This window comes from Lentibacillus songyuanensis, from assembly GCF_039548255.1.
In the GTDB taxonomy this organism is placed as follows: Bacteria; Bacillota; Bacilli; order Bacillales; family Amphibacillaceae; genus Lentibacillus_C; species Lentibacillus_C songyuanensis.
Map to the genome: position 1 here is coordinate 112,191 of NZ_JBCLVH010000005.1, position 21,556 is coordinate 133,746.

A 21,556-nucleotide genomic window follows, 5' to 3' on the forward strand; every position below is an offset into this window, starting at 1 on the left:
GACTTATTTATGCATCACACGTTTGTCACCAAGTTTACGTCTTGCGTTTATTAAATGGTGGAAGACCGCATCTTTAGCTGCCTGGCCATCCCTGTTCTTTATTGCTTCATATATGGTGACATGTTCCATATACACATCTTTTCGTTTCTGTTCCAATCCTAAGTTCTTATGCAAGGAAAATTTCAGCGTTTTTAAATGCAACTCCGATAAATTATTCATTGTCTCCGTTAAAAAAGGGTTATATGCAGATCTGACCAGAATTCGATGAAAAGCATAATCTGCTTCATAACCTACTTCTTGGTCATCCTCAATCACCTTGCTAAACGCTTGTAAGCTTGTTAATAGGTCATCTAAATCCTTTGCCTTATGCCTTTGAGCCGCTAAATAAGCTGCTTCTGATTCAATAATCGTTCGCATCTCCAATAAATCATGCACTTGCTCGATGTCCACCATTTCTAACTGGACTTGTTCAAACATATTTGCTAAGTTAACTTCTTTGATCCAGCTTCCTCCACCCTGCCTTGAATCAATAACACCGCTCGCCTCTAATACGCTTAACGCCTCTCGTAACGGTCCACGGCTTACACCAAATTTCTTGGCGAGCTCCATTTCGGTTGGAAGTTTACTATTGGGGGGAAGTTCCCCGGACTGTAACATGTTGATTAACTGCTCCAGCACCAAACTGGAGATCTTTTTCCTTTCAATTAACATCCAAGCCCTCCCTCTATAAATCTAGGTTTTTTTAAACATCCTTCTATAACCTCATTATAACGTGAATGGTTTCATTACGGTATATCTACAGTAATTCACAAACCAAGCATATGGGCTTCTTGATGAAAAAGTATTGGAAAACCTCCTCTTAAAACAGTTCAACCGTGGCTCTTCCCATTACATGGATGGACATCATAACATTTAACTCATAATTCCAAGTGAATTTAATATATTTAATATGCCAAGATAAACAGCAAAACCAACCGCAATACAGCCCAATACGTTCGTTATTATTTTATTGCGAAACTCCCCAACAACTCCTTTTTTGTTGATCAGATAAAGGATCGCAATGGCTGTTATTGGCAGAAGCATCCCATTTACCGTTTGCGCCAAAATAATAGTCCAGACAGGATTTGTTAGACCAGCTGCAAAAATAAAAGGCACCCAAGCAACAATACTGAACACAATCCGAAATGGAAGACTTTTCATATCTGATGACAAGCCAAAGCTTTCCGTAAACACATATGCTGCTGATAAGGCTGCCATGGGCATAGACGATATGGCTGCAGCAAACAATCCGATACTAAATAACGCATAGGCTGCATTGCCAAGAAACGGTTGGATGGTAAGCGCCATATCCTTTGCTCCTTGAATTTCTAACCCTTCTGCTATATGAAGCGGGTTTAAAACGGTTGCGGCTACCACACCAACTGCCATTGTGACAATCCCACCAATAAAGATCGGAAAAATCGTATCAATTCGCATCACTTTCAAGTGCTCTTTCGGTTGTTTGTGCCATTTCTTTTCCACGACAGCTGATGAATGAAGATACAGATTATAAGGTACCACCGTTGTCCCAATTAACCCCAGAACAAGCATCGTATCGGTTATTTCAAATTTAGGAACCGTCAATCCAACCAATACCTTTGAATAATCTGGCTCTACATAAAACATATTAATTAAAAAAGTTAGGCCCATAAGAATGACTAATGCAGTGATGGTCTTTTCAATTAAGGAGAACTTTCCGATCATTAAAAGCCCCCAATAAATAAGTGTCACAATAAACATCCATGCTACTCCGGGAACACCACTTATTAATTCTCCTAACGCCAAGTCCACCCCGGCAAGGTTTCCAACAGAATAAATGGAGTTACCACCTACGATCGCAAGTACTGCAATAATACTTGCCCATAAACCTAATTTTTCTCTAATAAGCTCTGCCAAACTTAGACCGGTTGATAGCGATAACCGCGCTGCCATTTCCTGTAGAATAATTGTCATAATGACCGCAAGCGTAACAGATGCCCATAATAAGGTATACCCATGATTTGTACCGGCTACAGTACTCGTTGTAATGGTTCCTGTACCGATAAACGCTCCAGCAACAAGCATACCTGGACCAATCTGCTTTATAGTAGATAGAAAACCCTTCTTTTTTTGCTCTGATTGTACTGATTGTGATGTTTCCATGACCTGTTTCGATTGATTCATCGATTAATCACCTCTTTATGTTTGAAATGGTTGAATTGTTATTGTCACATTATCTTGATTGGTATCGTCTACTAAACTAGCTGCATAATAAATCGTTTCCGTTGCATCCTTTGTACCAATCCATTCATTTTGTTGTTTCGTTAACGGGATATCGTGACCTGGATAAATGGTCTCTGCCTGATTCATTATTCTTAAGATCGTCTGCCTGGCAATTTTCTCGTCCCATGTGTTCATCAACTTCCCATTATGAATTTCATTTCGATTTTTAATGGCATCGCTAACAAGGAACCTTTTTCCAATTTGAAGACCAACTAATCCTTCTGTATGACCAGGCAAATGAATGACTTTCATCCCCTCAATCACATCATTTTCTTCAACAAATTGAAGTCTATTATTATTTAATAGTGCCTCTTTATGAAATTCCGGTACAGCAATATCGTTAAATTGATCATCAGAAGGATATAATTCTGCCTTATGAATATAAATGGTTGCCTGAGGGAAAAAAGTCCAATTTACCGCATGATCAAAGTGCAGGTGACTAAGAATAACACCATCAATCTCTTTTTCTTTAACCGAATGCTTCCTTAGCACTTGCGATAATTGTTTTCTTTCATTGTATCCACCTGTATCATAGAGAAAGCTTTTTATGGTCTGATCTCCTTTCACCTGAATGAGATAAGCGCTGCTCCACCCAAGAAAACCCCTTCCAGTTTGTCCAGGAAATCCATCAAATAATGGCTTAATATCATGTATCATCCAATCCCCCCTACCTTTTTCACTCTATGAAAGTGTTTTCAAAATTTGTATTACAAGTATACAACATACAATTAGCAAAGGCAATATAATTATCAAAAATTTGAATACTATCTTATAAGTGGAAAATAGTGGATAATTAGTGAAAGGTTTTCCTGTATGCGTACACGTAATACGATAGGGGGTGGATATATGTACAGATTTCCCATTTTATGATAATGAAATGTTCTAAAACAATCGCGATTTGATTGAAAGTTCAAAAGGAGCAAGTAAAAACATAAAAAAACCGCCCAAAATAAAAATGACGAGATGCATATTCTGCATTTCGTCATTTTCAAGTCCAAGTCGATTACGATTAACGGACATTTAATAAATGGGTTGGATTTTCCTTTATCATACATATCATGTCTTTTTCGCTTACACCGTTAGCTTCAAGCTGTTCTACAAAGCGGTTAAATGCATGGACTGGAGGCTCATTATGCGGTTGACCGTAGTCTGTGCCCAATATACAGGATTTCGCTCCAAGTTGATGGATCGTCCGTACCATTTCTGCAACCGTTAAGTCCTTAAAATCTGGGCTGCATGCTAAAAAGCACTTTTCGATCATACACCCTTTTGAGGCAAAGTATTCTTGATCTTTAAGCGGAATTTTAGCGATGCCCATATCGGCATGTTGAATGATAATTTTTTCGATACCAATCGAAATTGCAGCTTCTACCAGCAAATATGTATCCTGTAGCGAAAGATGTCCTGTCGCCAACACGGCATCATATTCTTTTATGAGGGAAAGAATTTGATGTACATCATCTTTTATCTTCCCGTTTTCTTTTATGTTAACCGTTTCATTGGATGGTTGGGATTCTCCGCTATACAGCTTAGTCTTCTTCCCTGCAAAATAATGCTGGTGCTGAATCGATGAAAGCGTTGGAAACCACACAACTTTTCCGCCCATTTTTAAGGTTGCTTCTACTGCATAGGGGTTAAGTCCGCCAACATAGCTATTTAATACAATCCCCCCAACCACATGGAGAGAAGGCTCTTTTTCTTGTATAAGATACGCCCGTTCTGCCGTACTTGATTCGTGACTTTTTAATACGAGCCCGCCCATGTTTGCTTGAATTGCATCTGCTGTTACTTCCCAGTCATTCTGTTTTCTTTCAAAAATACTTGGTGCACTGTGCACATGAAAGTCATATGCTCCTTCTAATAAAGGATGAAATGGATAAGCCATACTATTTAACTCCTATTCTATCTAAACGGGATTTTGTAATGATAACAGTTATTATAATTAGTAATTATAAAATATTCAACAAGCACTTGGCGCATACATTTCGCATACCGCTAAGCTAACGACTATTATGTAGTAGATAGAATAGGGCATTCTTTGTTTCAGCGACGTTAAACTGTTTATTGTTGCAACGTCGCTGAAGTTATTGAAATGCCCCCTGCCATTTAAACGCTACTCCTATTTTTTTAACAGCCTCCTTCTCTACATTTTCATCCGCACCGTATCATTCCTCATCCAAACAGTTGCATCCTTTGATCTCTCCTATGTCAGAAAATGGATAATATACCATTTAGTTAAAGCAACAGGATTAAAGACCGATATATATAGTAATAAAGTAGTATTTATAAATATAAACAACGGGGGAATAAACGTGAAAAATAAAGGGATAAGGGGCCTTAGATGGGTTCGTGGCAGTATATCAACCAAACTATCACTTTGTATTGCTGCTGGCAATTGTCATCGTCTTTTCGCTCACAGGGGTTTTTAATTATGTATATACAAAATCGTTACTCGTCAAAAATATCGAATCGGATCTTTCCACTAAAAGTGATGCTATTGCGGATCAGGTAAATAGCATGTTTGCGCAAAAGCAGGCGATGGTTCGGCAAATTGCCGCCAATCAGGAGATTACGGACTACTTAAAATCAACTCATTCAAGGGATGAAGCTAAAACAGATTCTCATTATGAAAGTGTGATGAATTCACTGGACAACATTATCAAAACTGACGATTCCATCGCTATGGTTTGGGTCGCCAGTGATAAGGGCAACTTTTTAATTGGCAATGATGATTTATTACAGGATGAAAACTTTGACATCAAAAGTCGACCATGGTATGAACCAGCATTAGCCGAGGACGATGTATATTTTACAGAACCTTATTTGGATCAAGTATTTGGTAAGACAATTTTAAGTGTGATGACCCAAATTAAACAAGGTGATCAAACACTTGGATTTGTAGCAATTGATTTATTTATGGATGAATTGCCTGAATTGATGCAATCGTATACACTCGGCAAAGACGGCTATTCGTTTTTAATTGCCGAAGACGGAACAGTTTTATACCATCCGGATGATAAACTTATCTTAAAACAAAAGCTTTTGGACATGCCAGGAGATATCGGCAATATTGGGACAAAGATGATAGACAAGGAAAAAGGACTTGAACTGGCTAATGTGAATAATCAAAAGGAGTATATTGGCTATTCACCCGTTCCGACAACAGGCTGGTCAGTTGGGACATCACTTCCGGAAAAGGAGGCCTTAGCCGGTCTGGGAGCATATACACAAAAAATGATCTTATTTTTCGGTATTGCATGTTTGCTGCTTATTATAATCGTATATTTGCTGTCCAAGTATATGTTAAAAGCGATTGGTCACATTACGAAGGTTATTAAACAACTGTCTACAGGGGATTTAACACACAAATTGCAAATAAAGTCCCATGATGAAATGGGACAAGTTGCAGCCAGTGTGAATATCATGATCGATTCATTCAGGAAAACGATTAATCAGGTAAATCAATCCGCTGAGCAATTGGCTACATCTTCAGAACAATTAACTGCTGTATCTAATGATTCTGTACGGTTCTCTAATGAGGTAGCGGCGTCCACACAGAATATTGTTCACGGATCTGAGCAACAAAAAGAGGGGATAGAACAAACATCTTTCTCCATGGAAGAGATGGCAGCCGGAGTGCAAAAGGTAGCAGAATCAACTAGCCTGGTCTCAGAACAAACATCTATATCAGCCAAGGAAGCAAGAGATGGATACAATAACATTCAGCATGCAATGGAACAAATGGATCGAATTAAACACTCTGTAGGCATTGCATCCAATGAAATTAAAAAGCTGGAAGAGTATTCAAAGACTATTGATACTATCGTAACCGGGATCACAGACATAGCGGCACAAACGCAATTATTAGCCTTAAACGCATCCATCGAAGCTGCTCGTGCAGGGGAACATGGTAAAGGATTTGCAGTAGTAGCCGAAGAAGTAAAAAAACTTTCTGTTGAATCACAGCAATTTTCATCACAAATTGCAGCAATTATAAAGGAAGTCCAAACTGTTACAACGAGTTCTGCTACATTAATGAATCAAGGAGTCATAGATGTGGATGAAGGGTCAGCTACACTCGATACTGCCGGGGGTGTATTTAAACAAATGACAATTACATTCCAAGCAATTGCTGACCAAGTGGCAGAGGTTTCTGCAGCATCTGAAGAAATTTCTGCAGGAACAGAGGAGGTAACAGCAGCCATGAATGATATGACGGAAGTGACTACTGGCTCTCTTGAACATACAAAGGGAATTGCATCAGCTGCTGAAAAACAATTAACGATAATGGACGAGATTGCGTCTTCTGCAAAATCGCTTAGTACGATGGCTGATAATTTACAAGTTGCATTGACAAAATTTAAAACCAAATAGGAACCATATCTTTTTGAACAAAGGCTAAGTTCTCAGGTTACTAAGTTGCAACGCCCTTGTGATTTACATCATGCAGGCTAAAGCATCGAATCATATCTTTATCATGCAGTTAACACCCCCTGCACTAAAAGCAAAAAAGCCAACCCTCTGAAATAATATCAAAGGGTTGGCTTTTCAAGTTTAGTTCATATCTTTCAACCATTTTTCTTTTAAGTCTGGGTGGTCTTCAATAAATTTTTGTGCAGCATCATTCGGATCCATCCCGTTTTGAATACTTAACATAATTTCTTGTGTTTCTTCTTTTGTTATACTGAATTGATTGATGAGCTTATAAGCCAATGGGGAATCCTCTTTGAATCCTTTTCTTGAGACGGATAAAACATCATCTGGGTCACCAAATTTATTTTTTGGATCATCTAAGATCTTTAAATCAAATTTATTGAAAGTCCAATGCGGTGTCCATAATGTGACAACGATGGGTTCTTCTTTATCGATGGCATCGGATAAAGAGGCAGCCATGGCAGCGCCTGAACTCTCTACCAGTTCCCATTTATCCAGATTATAACCCGGCATGACCTCGTTTTCTGCCAATTCCATTTCACCAGCTCCCGGGCTAATTCCGGTGATTTTCCAGTCTAGCTTATCACCAATACCATCCTTGTTGTTTGCTAGATCCTCAATAGAATTAATATCCTTCATATAAGCAGGAACCGTCAATCCAAGTTCAACTTCTTCAGTGACGGTGCTGATTTTTTCGAGATCATCTTTATATTCTTCCCAATAACTTTTATGTGTGTTTGGAAGCCATGCCCCAACAATTACATCTGTAGTCCCGTCGGCAAGTCCAGTATATTCTACACCAACGTCCGTTTGATTGACTTTGACATGATAACCAATTTCTTCAAGCAAATTTTTAACAACATACGTATTTCCAGTGTTGGATACATAATCATCGGTTCCCAGCGCAATATTCTCTTCCCCGAGCTCAGCACCATCTTTAGCATTATTTCCTTCCGATCCTTTCGTGCTATCCTCTTCACTATTGCTGTCTCCACACGCAACTAATATCGCAGCCAATACCAATACAGTAAATAAACCCAAAATCCGATTCGTTTTCCACTTCACTTTAATTAATCTCTCCTTTTTTTAGACTCATGTAAATTATAAAGCAATAGTTATAGGAAAGCGAACGCAATAAAACCTACAATTTGGATAAATATAACCGTTTGTACAGCTTAGCAGATCTATAATAGGTTCAGGCTCTAAATTATTCCACTTTAGTTACATAGAAGCAGGAAAAAAGTTATTATTTCGTACGAATAGCTATCTCCGCACCATTTTTGTGCGCTGCACTGGCAGCTGGATGTACGATAAGCAACCTGGTTGATGGTATATGCGTTGCCTTGCTTTCACCGTTTTCACATCTGTTGCAGGATCATCCCCCGTATTGGAGTTAGGAAAGACAAAGTTCTTTGCACTTGACGTAATCGACAAGCGGATTCGATGTCCTTTTTTAAAGGTATTAGCAATTTTAGAAGTATGAATGACGTATTTTTCAATCTCATTCGGCATTAGTAATACTTCCCTATCAAAACCTTGACGATAACGGGCACGTAACACGCCATCGGCAAGCTTCACCGAATTACCAGCTGGGTCCACATCCGTTAAACGTACAACCCAATCCGTATCTTTGGCCGAACTAGATGTGTACAATTGCACATGCATATCTCCCACAATGGTCAGCGGCTCATCCAGTGGAGCTGAGTCATAAACAAGTATGTCGTCTCGTGTTTCCACCTCTTTATAATTTGCTGGAACGCCAATTTCATTTTCTGACATATCAATCAAATGGGGTGCCGGGTTTAATGGATCATAAATATATTCATCGTAGCCATTCGAAAGATCCGAATGAAATAAGAGCGCTCCGTCTCCTTTTGATGTATTGGCGTGACCATTACTATTCAAATAAACATTGGTCCATTGAATCGTTTCCGGTGGCCATTGGTTAGCAGTGGCCCACTGATTTTCTCCAGCAATATAGTATTCTATCGGAGCTGTATGATCGATCCCATTGTCCACGAATTTTAGCTTTCGATCAAACCACTGCTGGTAGTAATAATCAAGGTCATAGCGTAAAGCATTATTCCCAAAAGCAACCCCCTGGATATCCCTAGTCGTATTCGCCTTATGCATCCATGGACCAAGCACGACCTTTTTATCCTGATAGCCGTAGTTGGAAATGGTCTCCAATGCTTCTGTTGTGCCCATGCCATTATCATCGTACCACCCTGATATAATCATAGCCGGAACATGAATATTTTTATGATGTTGATGCCAGTCCTGCTGCTTCCAAAAATGATCATTCGTCGTGTGGGACATCCACATATCCCAAAAATCTACATTCTTCCCTAGTGCCTTTTTGGGAATATCACGTAGTGGCCGTATCTGTAAAACGTCCTCCCAATCAGAACGCAGCATATTTTCTGGTTTAAATTCTTTTTCAGCCATGGCAAACGTCCAGGCAAGCATTCCGGAAACTAATGTACCGCCTTTTCTTGGTATATCAATAAATGGGCTGCCTGCAGTGACCATGCTGACAAGGGCTTTTAAATGAGGATTCCCACTGGCTGCGGCTGCCCATTGGACATACCCGCCATATGATGCACCAATCATGCCAATATTTCCATCACACCAAGATTGATCCGCGATCCAATTAAGGGTGTCGTCCCCATCCGTTATTTCTGCATACATCGGAATCCATTCCCCTTCAGAGTCTTCTCTTCCTCTTGTATCCTGAATAATCACCGCATACCCACGCTGAACAAAATGAACAAGTGTTTTGGCAAAGATCATTCTTCCGTAGGGTGTCCGTACCAAAATAGCGGGTACAGCGGTTTGACATTCTCTTGGCAGCCAAACATCGGTTGCCAATTTGATACCATCCTTCATCGGCACCATATAATAACCGTGGTGTGCAACGGTGTTCGTTGCTGCTGAAACATTTTCGTTTTTCCAAAGCTTGACAGGCGTATATTCCTCATATCCTTCCTTGACTAGCACACAACAGTTTTCCCTGGAAGTACTAATGAAAGCAATCGGTTCCTGATCCACCACTACAATATCAAGTGGGAACTGTTTCTCCCGCTCCACCCATACATATGGCTGATCCTGATTTTTCTGATAAACGTCTCCCCAAGGTGTGCTAACCTGTTCCTGCTTTGTAAGAAAAATGGAGGCATACGCAGATAAATGTTCCAGAATGGTATTGGGATTGATATGGTAATAGGCTTCTAATTCCTTTGCCTTCGACTCTGTAACAGTTGCTTCTCTACTCCACTGATTACTCGTAACATCCCGTTCTTGATAAACCACTATTTCCTCCTGAAATTGAAAGGTCATATCATGAATTCCAGAACGGTATAGTAAAAAAGGTTGCATCTTTATTCCTCCTAAGCGCCAATAATGAATTTAATCAGGTAAGCAACACCGATTCCTAAATAATTGCCAAGCACCGTACCAATGACTCCCAATACAACAGCAAGACTTATCAATGCCTTCCATTTCGCAGATGCCGCCACTAATGCCGAAGTAGTCCCATCTGCAATGGAGGCAACAATGGAAATAATGACGTATTGATAATCAATTTTAAATAAACGGCATAAGAGCGCATGAACGATTAAAGAACATAAAACGACAACGAAGCAAAATAAAGCAATGGCTAATGTAGCACCGACAAATTCCTTTATATTCACCATGTAGCCAATCGTCGTCAGGAAAAATAATGCCATGAATAATCCTAAATCCATATTGCCTTTGATTTTTTTCACGGGTTTCAACTGGGCAGTAATCACAGCAAGCGTGGTAATTAGTAAAATTCTTGCAGCACTTTGAAACGATTCAGGAGCATATCCAGACAAAAATGTCGCTAAGGCCGTAATCACAAATGCAAGTGCAAAACTCAAGGCAATATCTTGGATACTCCATTGTTTACTTTCCAAAAACGCATCCTCTTGCTCTTCCTTTCCACCTTCAAGTTCCTCAATCGATAGGGAATATGGCCAAATCTTTTTGAACCATTTTGAGCGGGCAGCAATGGATGGGAAAGCAAACATAATAATCAAGGTTGGCACACCAATAACGTAATCCGCAGCATTGGCAGCCGCAAATGTAGTTGGCTTCGCATCCAGCCCATAGCCAATAGCAGTTAGATTGGCACTCCCGCCAGTATACGTACCGATAAACATACCAGCAATTTTCCATCCCTCATCAATCATTGGGGCAAAAATAATGCCCGCTAATAACGTTACAAGACCAACACTTATAGCAGCAATACCCATGGAAGCTAGTGGTTTCTTGGATAACGCGAACATTTTTTTGATATCAACACTTAATAGCATCATCGAAATAGATAACGGAATGGCATATTCCGCAACCACGCCATACACGTTTGCTTCAAAAGGTACGATTTTCAAATTCGCCAAAATAATACTGATAATAATAACAATAATGGCTGGACCAAGGATTTTTAATCCTTTAAACCGTTGTAAATAAAAACCTAAGGCAACCGTTACAGCCATGATTGCCAATAAAGTTCCTGTACTTGTAAATAAAGCATCCATATAGTTTCTCCTCGCAGATTGTTCTTGTTTGTTCGTAATATGAAATTTTATTGATAACGTTGTCAGATATTTAATTCAATCCCTAACCCTGGTTTATCTGATAACGTAATCACTCCGTTTTCTATTGTAAATCCCCCAGTGATGCCCGTATCTTTTACATAAAGGAAGCTATCCATGTCTGCTTCTGTAATATTCTTTTTCGCAGCTACTAGACTGGCACCAGCGGTAATCCCAATTTTGCTTTCCAGCATACAGCCTACCATACATCGTAAACCGGCCGCTTCGGCAATTCCATTGATTTGTAACGCTGGATAAAGTCCGGCAGATTTCATTAATTTAATATTAATCACATCTGCTGCATCTCGTTTCACAACCTTCCATGCATCTACGGGAGAATGCACACTTTCATCCGCCATAATATTGCTGTTTACTTTCTTCCTTACAAAGGCCATTCCCTCCAAATCCCAATATGGTAATGGCTGTTCAATTGCTTCTACCCAATAAGGCTCAATTGCCTTTATGACCCGAACAGCTTCCCCAGCAGTCCAACCTTGGTTCGCATCTATGCGCAAGCGGACGTCATAACCAATTCCTTCTCTAATACATTTGATTGCATCTATATCCTGTGCTGGATCAATCCCTGCTTTGATTTTCAAAACAGTAAACCCCTGATGCACTTTTTCCTTTGCTTCTGCTGCCATATGTTCCGGTGTATCAATACCAATTGTTATATCTGTTACAAATTGATTGCGATATCCTCCAAGAACCTGATAGAGTGGTGCTTCCATTTGTTTTCCTTTAATATCATAAAGTGCCATATCGATAGCTGCTTTTGCGGCAGTATTTCCAATGATTTGGCTATTCATGATATGATGGATTTTTTCAATTTCCAATGGGTTATGACCAATGAGCCTTTGAGCTAACATTTTAGCCGTTACCACAGCCGTTTCCAATGTTTCACCTGTTACATAGGCAAATGGAGCTCCTTCTCCAATGCCGGCTAAACCTTCGTCCGTTTCTACTTTGACAAGTAACGTCTCCACATCCTCGATCGTTCCCAACGCTACTGTTAATGGTTTAAATAGTTCCATTTTTAGCTTTTCTACCTTTATATTTTTGATTTTCATGATGTCTAACCCCTCTCCTTTACAATATACAAATTATTTAGAAAAATTTGCCTAAAAATACTTCACCATTAAATAACAATGTTCAGCAAATTGTTACACTATATTTTAGTTATGTTACACGTATTAGTTAGAGTTTTCAAGTTCTAGTGAAATTTTCCCTTAACACACCAAACTTATCGTCATTTAAAAGCAAAATCAGCATAGAATATATCATTCAATCTTTTCATAATCTCTTAAAGCAAACGAAAAATCTATTCATGATAGAATAGATATAAATGATGGACACAAATGGGCTCATTTAGCAGCAAGAACAAAGCCCACTAAATATAACGTTAAAAATGGAAGTAAAACGGGGAATAAGTATAATAAATATATAGTGATATTTAAAATAACCGGGATCTCCCGCAGTCATGTAAAAATGATATTCATCCTAGTTGGTGCATCTTCACTTTATAATTGAACCGCCCCTTATAGCGGGATATTTGCAGCATTGGGAGATTTATTAGTAGTATCATATCTCTTCTATTGTTCCAATGACACACTACATAAAGTGAAACTTCATTCAACGGGGTGCTTTTTTCCATGGTATCGCATCGAATAGTTTACTAGAAAAGGTAGGAGTAAAATATGCCTAACGAATACACGTCAAGAATAGAACGACGAAAACAACAAAAGAAAACAAGATCAGATGGACGAAAATGGAGCTGGTGGCAAAAAACTCTACTCGGCTTGTGTGCAGTCTTTTTACTTGTGGTCATCGTCTGCTGTATCACATTCGCTGTTATCATCCATGATGCGCCAACATTGAAAGCAAGCGATCTGCAGACGCCGCAGTCCACACGAATATATGACCAAAATAAAAAACTCGTCAGCACCGTGTTTCATGAGGAAAATCGTATCAAAGTCCATTCCGACGAAATCCCGACTTTGGTAAAAGACGCTGTCATTTCTATCGAAGACAAGCGATTCCCCGACCACCATGGGATTGATTTTCGCCGTTTGTCCGGAGCGGTCCTAGCCAATATTAAAAATGGCTGGGGGGCAGAAGGCGGTTCAACCATTACACAGCAGGTTATCAAACGCAGTGTCCTAAGCCCGGAGAAAACCTTAAAACGAAAAGTACAAGAAGCATGGCTTGCTTTAAAATTGGAAAGGAAATACTCAAAGGATGAAATTCTGGAGATGTATGTAAATAATGTCTATTTTGGGCATGGAGCATACGGGATAAAAACGGCTTCCAAAACATACTTTGGTGAGGATGATCTATCAAAATTGAATATATCCCAGGCCGCCTTGCTTGCTGGACTCCCAAATGCACCAAGCGCTGATGATCCTTTCAAGTCTCCAGAACGGGCAGAAAAACGACGCAACAAAGTACTGAAAGCAATGGTAACAAATAACGTCATTTCTCAGAAACAAGCCGATGAAGCGATGAACAAACCAATTGCGAAACTCCTCAAGAAAAAAGAAAAAAAGCAGGAGAACAAAGATCCTTATAACGCCTTTATCGACTTGGTTTATGAGCAACTGGTGAAACAGGAAAAGGTCGTCTCAGAAAAGGAATTTTACCAAGGTGGATTGGAAATTTATACCACCCTTGATTCAAAAGCACAACAAGCAGTTTACGATCTGCTTCACTCGAAGGATATCCCGTATCCGGATAAGCAATTTGAAACCGGAATCTCGCTTGTCGATACTAAAACGGGGGCTGTCAAAGCTGTTGGGGGAGGACGCAATTTTAAATCCATCCAGGATTATAACTATGGTTCCCAAAGCCTAAACCAATCACCCGGATCAACAATCAAACCCATCTTGGATTATGGTCCAGCGATTGAACATTTAAATTGGCCAACTTCCCATATACTGAATGACGAGCATTACCAGTATAGTGATGGAACACCAATCAACGAATGGGACGGTGAATACTGGGGTAATATTACGATGCGGCGAGCTCTGGAATGGTCACGAAATATCCCCGCCCTAAAAGCTTTCCAGGATGTAGGAAACGACAAAGCGCAACAGTTTGCCAAGGGGCTGGGTATAACGATTGATCCGATCTATGAATCAGCTTCAATCGGCGGTATTGATGGTGTTTCTCCACTGCAATTGGCAGGGGCTTATGCCGCATTTGGCAATGGCGGCACGTATAACAAGCCACAAACGGTTAAAAAAATAAAATTCCCTGACGGAAAGGAATGGAAACCGAAATCAAAGGGTCAGGATGCCATGCATGACTATACAGCCTATATGATCACCGACATGCTGAAAACAGTAGTTGCAACTGGAACTGGTACACAGGCAAATATCCAAGGATTGCCCATAGCGGGAAAAACTGGATCGACCAATATCCCAAAAGATATCAAAGATAAATACGGTATTTGGGATGGTTTGCTAGATTCATCGTTTGTAGGATATACACCGCAATATTCACTCGCTATCTGGACCGGTTATACATCGCTAAAAGATAAAGATGGAAATGTACAATACATCAAATATGACGGTACACAAAATATTGCACAACAAATTTTCCAACAGTTGATGTCAGAGATTTCGGATCCGGATATAGACGATTTCGAGAAGCCAGATTCAGTAGTCGCTATCGGTTCTGAGCTGTACGTACAAGGTACAGAGCAAGAACAGTACAATGCACCACCCGTTCAAGAAGAGGAAAGCAAAGCTCAAGAACAGGAAGATCAGCAGGATAAGGAAGAAGCAGATCAAGAAGACGAGGAAAAAGCAGATAAAGAAAAGGACGAAGAAGACAAAAAGCAAGATGATGAAGAAAAAGCGGATAAAGACAAAGGCAAGGACGACAAACAGGACGGTCAAGACGCCGATGAACAAAAGGATAAAAAAGATGATCACGGTAACGAAAACGATAACGAGCAGGATAACAAAGATCAGGATAGCGGTAGTGATGGTGAAAATAATAAACCTGAGGAAAATGATAGTGATTGATTGGGGGTTTAAGAAACTGGTTCATGACCACATTCCTACCTGTATTCCAGTTACTTAATGCGCAAAAATAATATTTTTATGGGGCATTCTCATTCGGGAATGCTCCTTTTCTAGTTACTTTACGAAAGCTAGAGTGAATACTTTCCACAGCGTTTGCTGTATACATATTTTATGGCACTTCCGTAATCACAGAGCTTATGAAGAAACGATACTTCAGTAGTAAAAATATAAGGTGAACGCCTCAAATTTTACTTTTAAATGTGTGGCTATTTTTCATGCATTTTGTATAATCCATTCGGCTTTGGGCAACATAATCGAAATTCTACTATGTAAAAATAATAAAAGGATGATTTCCTGTGATTTATATTTATAACGATTATGGTGGAACACATACCACGTCCCTTGCCGCAGCATATCATTTAAACTAATTACCTCAATCAGAGAAAAAACTGACCTCCGAAGAAATATTAAATGTAAAGTATTTTAATAAGCTAACGAAAAAAGACTTTGGTAAACTTATTTTCCACGGTAACGATGCGGAGAGCAATTCCGTATATACCATTGGAAGAAAAAGAAATAAACTTGTTGTTCCAGCATTAAAAGAATTGGCTTTGTTACTCCAGAACAAATTTCAAGATAACGAAAAAATCATCCTCTCCAATACATCACCAACTGTTCCGGTTGTCATGTCATTTGGAGGCTTTTTTTCCAGAGGTCTAAAAATCGACTTTATTGGGGTACCATTATTGGTAACAGGTGCAAAACAATGCTGCGATACTATTTACAGGTTAGTCGAAAACACGAAACAAGCTGGTAAAAATGCATCGAACGAAAGTGTAATTGTTTTGGATAATAAAAAGTACAACTAGTACTCCCATCCATTCCAGTTATTAACGTTTAATAATTAAAAAGTGGAATATTAGGTTAAAATGTACCCTACAGAGTCGACCCTGCAAAAAGGTCTGCCCTATAGGGTACATTTTATATTCTAATCCATTCTTTATAATCTCGTAAAAATTACCAGTTCTCTAATTTCAAGAAGACAACGATGCCAAAACACTCATTCCTCCGCATACATATAACACCTGACCCGTGGTAAACCAGTTTTCCTCGTCAGCGAAATATTCCACAATATTCGTAACCTGCCTCGGAGTACCCACCTTGCCCATTGGCTGACTTTTCATACGAAATGCAACTTCTTCCTCCGTGCTCTTCCTGTGAAGCGGTGTATCAATCATACCCGGTGCAACACAATTCACCGTAATACCCATTCTTGCCGTTTCTAAAGCAAGCGACCTGGTTAGGCTTACAATACCACCTTTTGAAGCTGCATAATTGCTTTGTGCTGTTCCACCAAGCCATCCTCTGGAAGAGATATTAATTATCCTGCCATGACCTTTTTCTTTCATGAGTTTAATTGCCTCCCGACAGCATAAAAAGTAGGATTTAAGGTTTACCCTTAAAACGTCATCCCAGTCCTCATCCCCCATATCCGTAATAGGCTTATTTCGCATGGTACCTGCATTGTTTATAAGTATATCAACCGTTCCATACTTCTCGAGGACTGTTTTAAATAAGCTATCGCATTCACTGCTTTGTGAAACATCCGCCTTAAAAAATAGTGCCTCCCCACCATCGGATTTTATGGTATCAACAATATGATTCCCACGTTCTTCATTTCTTCCGACAACAACAACCTTGCAGCCATTTTCTGCAAATTTAACAGCAATATCTTCCCCAATTCCGGAAGTACTGCCAGTTATAACTGCCACCTTATTTTTCAAAAGGAATTCCTCCATTCATATGATGAAAAAATCAGGAGCTTATCTTATATCCAAAAGCCCCTGACTTTTTTTATTCATTAAGCTACCTTTTTTGTTCGCTTGCTCGGGTCCTTTAGCTTTTCTCCAAAAAACATGTCAATTACATTCTTATCAGGCTTCTTCGTACTTAAAGCCACAATGATAAAGACTGCAATAGAAAGCATGAGACCAGGAAGTATTGGATGAACTGCCCATCCTGGTAATAATGAAGGGAAAATATACATAGCCGCTGTTGACCCAAATCCCACTAACATACTAGCAAGACACGCTTGTGAATTAGCCCTCTTCCAGTAAAAGACTCCCACAAGGGAAGGAAGGACCCCGGCACCCATCATCGCAAAAGCCGATGACCATAAGAAAAATATCCCCTGCACGGTTTGCGCAAGATAAGCAATTAGTATAGATATAATCGTACAGACAACCATGGTAACCCTTGAAATGGTAACAACCTTCTTTTCCGAAGCATTTGGATTAATCAGTTTTTTATAAATATCATAGCCTGTACATTGTGATGAGATAATAAGCATCGTTGAAGCTGTTGACAGTACAGCTGCAATGATCCCTACTAAAACGATGGCAGCAAGTATAGGCGGAAGAGCTCCTAAAACAACGGTTGGGAATGCATAGTCAATTTTATCGAGATTAGGATACGTTACTCTGGCGTATGCTGCAATAATCAGTCCACCTATAAGAATAATACAGTTCGGGATAAGAATTAGACCTACACCACTAATGGCGGCCTTTTCATCCTTTGCAAGATAAACTCTTGTCATCTGATGCGGCTGCGAAAGGTTCCCTAATGACCATACGAGAAAGAACGATATAACCATACTAAGGTTGAAGTAGTTATTAGTAGGAGAAACAAGACCAGCACCTTCCTCCCATGGTTTTCCCTCTGGTGCAGTAGCATGACTAAATGCGGTTATTAAGTTTTCAAAACCACCACTGTTTACTAATGCAACAATTACCGAGACAATAATTGCAAATAACATAATGACAAGACATGCCGTATCTGTCCATGCAACCCCTCTTGCACCGCCCATTAAAGAATAGATTAACACGGAAACAGCCCCGATTATAATACACGTCATGTACGATAGATCTGTAACCAAACTTAAAACGGTGAAAATCCCTAAGTACATGGAAGCCATCCCAACAGTATAAATCATAAGAATAAGCAGGGAATAAAACCCTCTTGTAAATTTGGAGGGATACCTTAAAGCAATAATGTCTGGCATGGAGCGAGCCTTATAATAGTAACCAATTCTCCAGAACTTTTTCGCAAAAAACGCCGCTAAAACAAGCATAGGAAGCAGTGTAGCATTAAAATTCCAAATCTGGACCCAACCAGTTGAATAATTTGCCCCCATCTGACCTATAAAGGTTCCAGCACTCATGAAACTAGCGCCATATGTACCAGCAACAACCCATTTATTCATACTTCTTCCCGCTACATAATAATCTTCGGAGGTATCATTACCTCCTTTCGATGCTAAAAAACCGAGTACGATTAAGAAGATCAAATAAATGAATAAAATAACCACATAAATGTTCATACGCATTCTCCTTCGTCGATGTAAGAAATACTGGAAATATTCTCAGGTTTTAGGGTTTAGCCATATCTGTTATCAAATCACTATTAAATCTTTTCATCTTTTGAACGATCCACAATACTTTCCGTCTTTTTCGTCAGCACGATACATATAACGGTAGAAACAATAGCCTGGACGATTAAAATAGCTGTCATCCAATATACGTCTCCCATAAACGATCACCTACTCCTATCCCCGATATGGTTTATTACTTTAAAAAGCTGAGACAAGCGTGTTTATTAAAGAAAAACCGAACTACGATGATGCAAATAATCCACCTTCGGAAATATACTCCGCTAAATTCGTATATTGTTCATCTTTTGAACGTAACATTTCATTTTTTCCAGTCTTTGCATATGTACAGACTAATTTCTTAATACCTCAAGCACCATACGAGCCACAAAGGCACCCCTTACGGCAACATGGTCTGTATTGATATATTCCTTGCCAGGCTGATGGACATAGTCTCCGGTCATTCCCATACCATCAAGCGTTGGACAACCAACAGATGCGGTAAAATTTCCATCGCTGCCCCCTCTTGTAATAATGCCTTCCATCTCCATACCCAACTCTTTTCCAACTGCTTTTGCCTTTTCATAAAGGGCCTGATGCTTCGGATCCTTTTCATCAAAAGGAGGTTTTTCGATGCCACCCTTTGTCGTAATAGTGACTTCGGGGTTATATGGTTTAAGATCTTGAAAGTGTTTATCATATTCTGCTGCCATCTCGGCTGAAGAATATCTTGCATCTATTGTAAGCTCTCCATCACCAGGCACGGTTGGCCAGCCGGCATGACCACTTGTTAAGCATGTACATGCAACCGTCATAACCTTCTCTAAGTCAGTAAGGCTTTCCAAATAAACAGCCTGCTTGGCCAATTCCATTAAGCCACTTTCCGCATTTTCAGGCTCCTGGCCGGAATGTGCTGGCCTCCCTTTCGCTACAAAGGTATAGTTACTTCTGCCAAAGCGGCCTATTTTTAACCCACCTACATCATCTCCCCTAGCGCTTTCCATTACAAAGGCAGCTTTGCTCTTTTTTGCCAGCTTTTCATAATGCATATGTGATGAATAGCTTCCAGCCTCTTCATCCGAACTTAAAAAGAAGACAATTTTCTTATTTTCCGGCAGCAGATGAAGCTCCTTCAGTGCTTTGGCAACCATGTATACCTGAACATCGCCACCTTTCATATCAAGCACCCCCGGACCCCATACCTGGGTTCCCTCCTGCTTCCACAATTCACCAAAAGTACCCTTTGGATAGACGGTGTCATAGTGTCCCACAAAGAGCACTTGCTCATTGCCACTACCTAACTCCATCAGCAGATGGTCTCCATATCGGCTATCTTCACTTGGGACAACGGTACACGTAAATCCAATATCTGAAAAGGTTTTAGCAAAATAATCCCTGCATCTCCTAAGGTCTTCCTTATCGCCCTCTGTAGGTGTTTCCAATAATACCGTTTCTTTTAATACCTCTAAAAATTCATGGCTATGTTTTTCCATATAATCCAGAATCATTTCTGCCTCGATCATAAAACTCGCCTCTTTCTCATTTATTTAAGCAACAGTCTATTTTCATATTCGGTCTGTGTTAATAATTCAAATCCATCATCCGTAATTACAACCATATCCTCAATACGCACCCCGCCAACACCCGGAAGATGCACCGACGGCTCAATGCAAAATACCATTCCCGGTTCCATAACCCAGGATTTTTCTCCTTTTGCGGAGGCTTCTCCAATAATTGGCGCCTCCTGAAGACAAGTGCCTGTAGCATGTCCTGTAACGCCGAAATACCAATAGTTCTCATACCCGGCCTTACGAAGAACGTCTCTGGAAGCCTTATCAATATCAGATGTCAACATTCCCGGTTTACAGGCCTCAATTGCCGCCATTGTCGCATCATAAACTGCGGTATATACGTTTCGCTGTTCATTGTTTAAAGGATTGCCTGCCATAACCGTACGGCAGTAATCACTGTGGTATCCGTTATAGCAACATCCGACGTCCATCAACACAAAGTCACCGTTCCTAATAATTCGTTCAGTTGGAAAACGTACCAGCGTTATCGCATTTTCACCAGAATTCACCTGTGTAGGATGTGTATGGCCACCTTCAGAACCACGCAGTATCATTTCATTATGTATCATAGCGGAAACCTCTATTTCCGTCAGTCCCGGACGTACGTTTTCAATAGCAACCTGCGTTCCCGCCTCCGCAATCGCACAAGCCTTTTTAATAAGGTATATTTCTTCCGCGCATTTTACGGCTTTAGCTTTTGCGAATGTATTGCGCGCATCTACAAACTCATAATCTGTAAACGTCTCTTGAAATACTTGAAAGAGCTGAAAACCCATTTCATCCACACCTATTCTAGCTCCTTTTCCAAGTCCAAGTTCACTAAATATTTCTTTAAATCTGGCTACACTAAGCATCGGGTCCATAGGAAGAGGCTTTACTTTTTGCTTAAGCCACGGCATATATGTCATGGCTCTATCATAATCTCCGCTAGCAACCAAAGCCCATGGATCATCCCCTACCGCTTTCACCGCAGCATAGCGGAAATAATAAAATACATTAGGACTATTCGGACGAAAACTTGTTAGATAGCGCACATTATCAACCCGCATTGTTATCACGCAATCAAGCTCGTCTTTTGTCATTTGCTCGTCAACTCTAGCAAGCCTGTAATCTCTCATTTTCTCCATACTAACGGGCTGTTCGAAGTCATGTTCTGCCATATCTATATTTCTCCCTTCT

The 21,556-nt window shown here is 39.9% G+C and carries 15 protein-coding genes and 1 pseudogene; 3 read left to right on the forward strand and 13 right to left on the reverse strand.

The features are described from left to right. Positions 1-3 precede the first annotated feature (3 nt). From WMZ97_RS07295 to WMZ97_RS07310, 4 genes are all read right to left on the reverse strand, one after another. Complete coding sequence (locus WMZ97_RS07295) at positions 4-711, reverse strand: FadR/GntR family transcriptional regulator (protein WP_343271432.1); 708 nt, start codon at positions 709-711, stop codon at positions 4-6. Between the two features lie 201 nt (positions 712-912). Beyond that, the gene (locus WMZ97_RS07300; protein ID WP_343271433.1) at positions 913-2,202 is read right to left on the reverse strand and encodes an Nramp family divalent metal transporter; all 1,290 of its coding nucleotides are present in this window, start codon (positions 2,200-2,202) and stop codon (positions 913-915) included. 15 nt (positions 2,203-2,217) lie between these two features. Next, on the reverse strand, positions 2,218-2,958 hold the full coding sequence (locus WMZ97_RS07305) for an MBL fold metallo-hydrolase (RefSeq protein WP_343271434.1): 741 nt from the start codon (positions 2,956-2,958) through the stop codon (positions 2,218-2,220). A gap of 352 nt (positions 2,959-3,310) precedes the next feature. After that, positions 3,311-4,186, reverse strand: coding sequence for a DUF6282 family protein (locus WMZ97_RS07310; RefSeq protein WP_343271435.1), 876 nt, complete (start codon positions 4,184-4,186; stop codon positions 3,311-3,313). Positions 4,187-4,650: 464 nt separating this feature from the next. On the opposite strand from WMZ97_RS07310, the gene WMZ97_RS07315 reads away from it, so the two are divergent. Beyond that, complete coding sequence (locus WMZ97_RS07315) at positions 4,651-6,675, forward strand: methyl-accepting chemotaxis protein (RefSeq protein ID WP_343271436.1); 2,025 nt, start codon at positions 4,651-4,653, stop codon at positions 6,673-6,675. Positions 6,676-6,855: 180 nt separating this feature from the next. Here the strand turns inward: WMZ97_RS07315 and WMZ97_RS07320 are convergent, their stop codons facing one another. From WMZ97_RS07320 to WMZ97_RS07335, 4 genes are all read right to left on the reverse strand, one after another. Continuing rightward, a complete protein-coding gene (locus tag WMZ97_RS07320; RefSeq protein WP_343271437.1) occupies positions 6,856-7,800 on the reverse strand; it encodes a glycine betaine ABC transporter substrate-binding protein in 945 nt (314 codons plus the stop codon). 198 nt (positions 7,801-7,998) lie between these two features. After that, positions 7,999-10,113, reverse strand: a complete 2,115-nt coding sequence (locus tag WMZ97_RS07325) for a CocE/NonD family hydrolase (protein ID WP_343271438.1) — start codon at positions 10,111-10,113, stop codon at positions 7,999-8,001. 11 nt (positions 10,114-10,124) lie between these two features. Next, positions 10,125-11,294: a DUF819 family protein gene (locus tag WMZ97_RS07330; RefSeq protein ID WP_343271439.1), complete on the reverse strand. Its 1,170-nt coding sequence runs from the start codon at positions 11,292-11,294 to the stop codon at positions 10,125-10,127. A gap of 62 nt (positions 11,295-11,356) precedes the next feature. After that, positions 11,357-12,421 (reverse strand): mandelate racemase/muconate lactonizing enzyme family protein, encoded by a 1,065-nt coding sequence (locus tag WMZ97_RS07335; protein WP_343271440.1) that lies wholly within the window; start codon positions 12,419-12,421, stop codon positions 11,357-11,359. A gap of 627 nt (positions 12,422-13,048) precedes the next feature. On the opposite strand from WMZ97_RS07335, the gene WMZ97_RS07340 reads away from it, so the two are divergent. Together WMZ97_RS07340 and WMZ97_RS07345 are read left to right on the forward strand one after the other, a co-directional pair. Further along, positions 13,049-15,379, forward strand: a complete 2,331-nt coding sequence (locus WMZ97_RS07340) for a transglycosylase domain-containing protein (protein ID WP_343271441.1) — start codon at positions 13,049-13,051, stop codon at positions 15,377-15,379. 356 nt (positions 15,380-15,735) lie between these two features. Continuing rightward, a pseudogene (locus WMZ97_RS07345) lies at positions 15,736-16,248 on the forward strand (DUF3189 family protein). 165 nt (positions 16,249-16,413) lie between these two features. On the opposite strand, the gene WMZ97_RS07350 reads toward WMZ97_RS07345, so the two are convergent. From WMZ97_RS07350 to WMZ97_RS07370, 5 genes are all read right to left on the reverse strand, one after another. Then, the gene (locus tag WMZ97_RS07350) at positions 16,414-17,163 is read right to left on the reverse strand and encodes an SDR family NAD(P)-dependent oxidoreductase (RefSeq protein ID WP_343271442.1); all 750 of its coding nucleotides are present in this window, start codon (positions 17,161-17,163) and stop codon (positions 16,414-16,416) included. A 77-nt stretch (positions 17,164-17,240) separates the two neighbouring features. Beyond that, positions 17,241-18,758, reverse strand: coding sequence for a sodium:solute symporter family protein (locus WMZ97_RS07355; RefSeq protein WP_343271443.1), 1,518 nt, complete (start codon positions 18,756-18,758; stop codon positions 17,241-17,243). Positions 18,759-18,841: 83 nt separating this feature from the next. Beyond that, positions 18,842-18,967 (reverse strand): hypothetical protein, encoded by a 126-nt coding sequence (locus tag WMZ97_RS07360; protein ID WP_343271444.1) that lies wholly within the window; start codon positions 18,965-18,967, stop codon positions 18,842-18,844. A gap of 192 nt (positions 18,968-19,159) precedes the next feature. Continuing rightward, positions 19,160-20,329, reverse strand: a complete 1,170-nt coding sequence (locus WMZ97_RS07365; RefSeq protein ID WP_343271445.1) for a M20/M25/M40 family metallo-hydrolase — start codon at positions 20,327-20,329, stop codon at positions 19,160-19,162. 20 nt (positions 20,330-20,349) lie between these two features. Beyond that, positions 20,350-21,537 carry a M24 family metallopeptidase gene (locus WMZ97_RS07370; protein ID WP_343271446.1) on the reverse strand — a complete coding sequence of 396 codons (1,188 nt, stop codon included), beginning with the start codon at positions 21,535-21,537 and terminating at the stop codon, positions 20,350-20,352. Between the last annotated feature and the right edge of the window lie 19 nt (positions 21,538-21,556).

Coding starts and splice junctions, on each gene's coding strand:
- WMZ97_RS07355 (WP_343271443.1), bottom strand. CDS start 18,758: ATGAACATTTATGTGGTTATTTTATTCATTTATTTGATCTTCTTAATC.
- WMZ97_RS07365 (WP_343271445.1), bottom strand. CDS start 20,329: ATGATCGAGGCAGAAATGATTCTGGATTATATGGAAAAACATAGCCAT.
- WMZ97_RS07305 (WP_343271434.1), bottom strand. CDS start 2,958: ATGATACATGATATTAAGCCATTATTTGATGGATTTCCTGGACAAACT.
- WMZ97_RS07330 (WP_343271439.1), bottom strand. CDS start 11,294: ATGGATGCTTTATTTACAAGTACAGGAACTTTATTGGCAATCATGGCT.
- WMZ97_RS07335 (WP_343271440.1), bottom strand. CDS start 12,421: ATGAAAATCAAAAATATAAAGGTAGAAAAGCTAAAAATGGAACTATTT.
- WMZ97_RS07325 (WP_343271438.1), bottom strand. CDS start 10,113: ATGCAACCTTTTTTACTATACCGTTCTGGAATTCATGATATGACCTTT.
- WMZ97_RS07370 (WP_343271446.1), bottom strand. CDS start 21,537: ATGGCAGAACATGACTTCGAACAGCCCGTTAGTATGGAGAAAATGAGA.
- WMZ97_RS07300 (WP_343271433.1), bottom strand. CDS start 2,202: ATGAATCAATCGAAACAGGTCATGGAAACATCACAATCAGTACAATCA.
- WMZ97_RS07310 (WP_343271435.1), bottom strand. CDS start 4,186: ATGGCTTATCCATTTCATCCTTTATTAGAAGGAGCATATGACTTTCAT.
- WMZ97_RS07295 (WP_343271432.1), bottom strand. CDS start 711: ATGTTAATTGAAAGGAAAAAGATCTCCAGTTTGGTGCTGGAGCAGTTA.
- WMZ97_RS07340 (WP_343271441.1), top strand. CDS start 13,049: ATGCCTAACGAATACACGTCAAGAATAGAACGACGAAAACAACAAAAG.
- WMZ97_RS07360 (WP_343271444.1), bottom strand. CDS start 18,967: ATGGGAGACGTATATTGGATGACAGCTATTTTAATCGTCCAGGCTATT.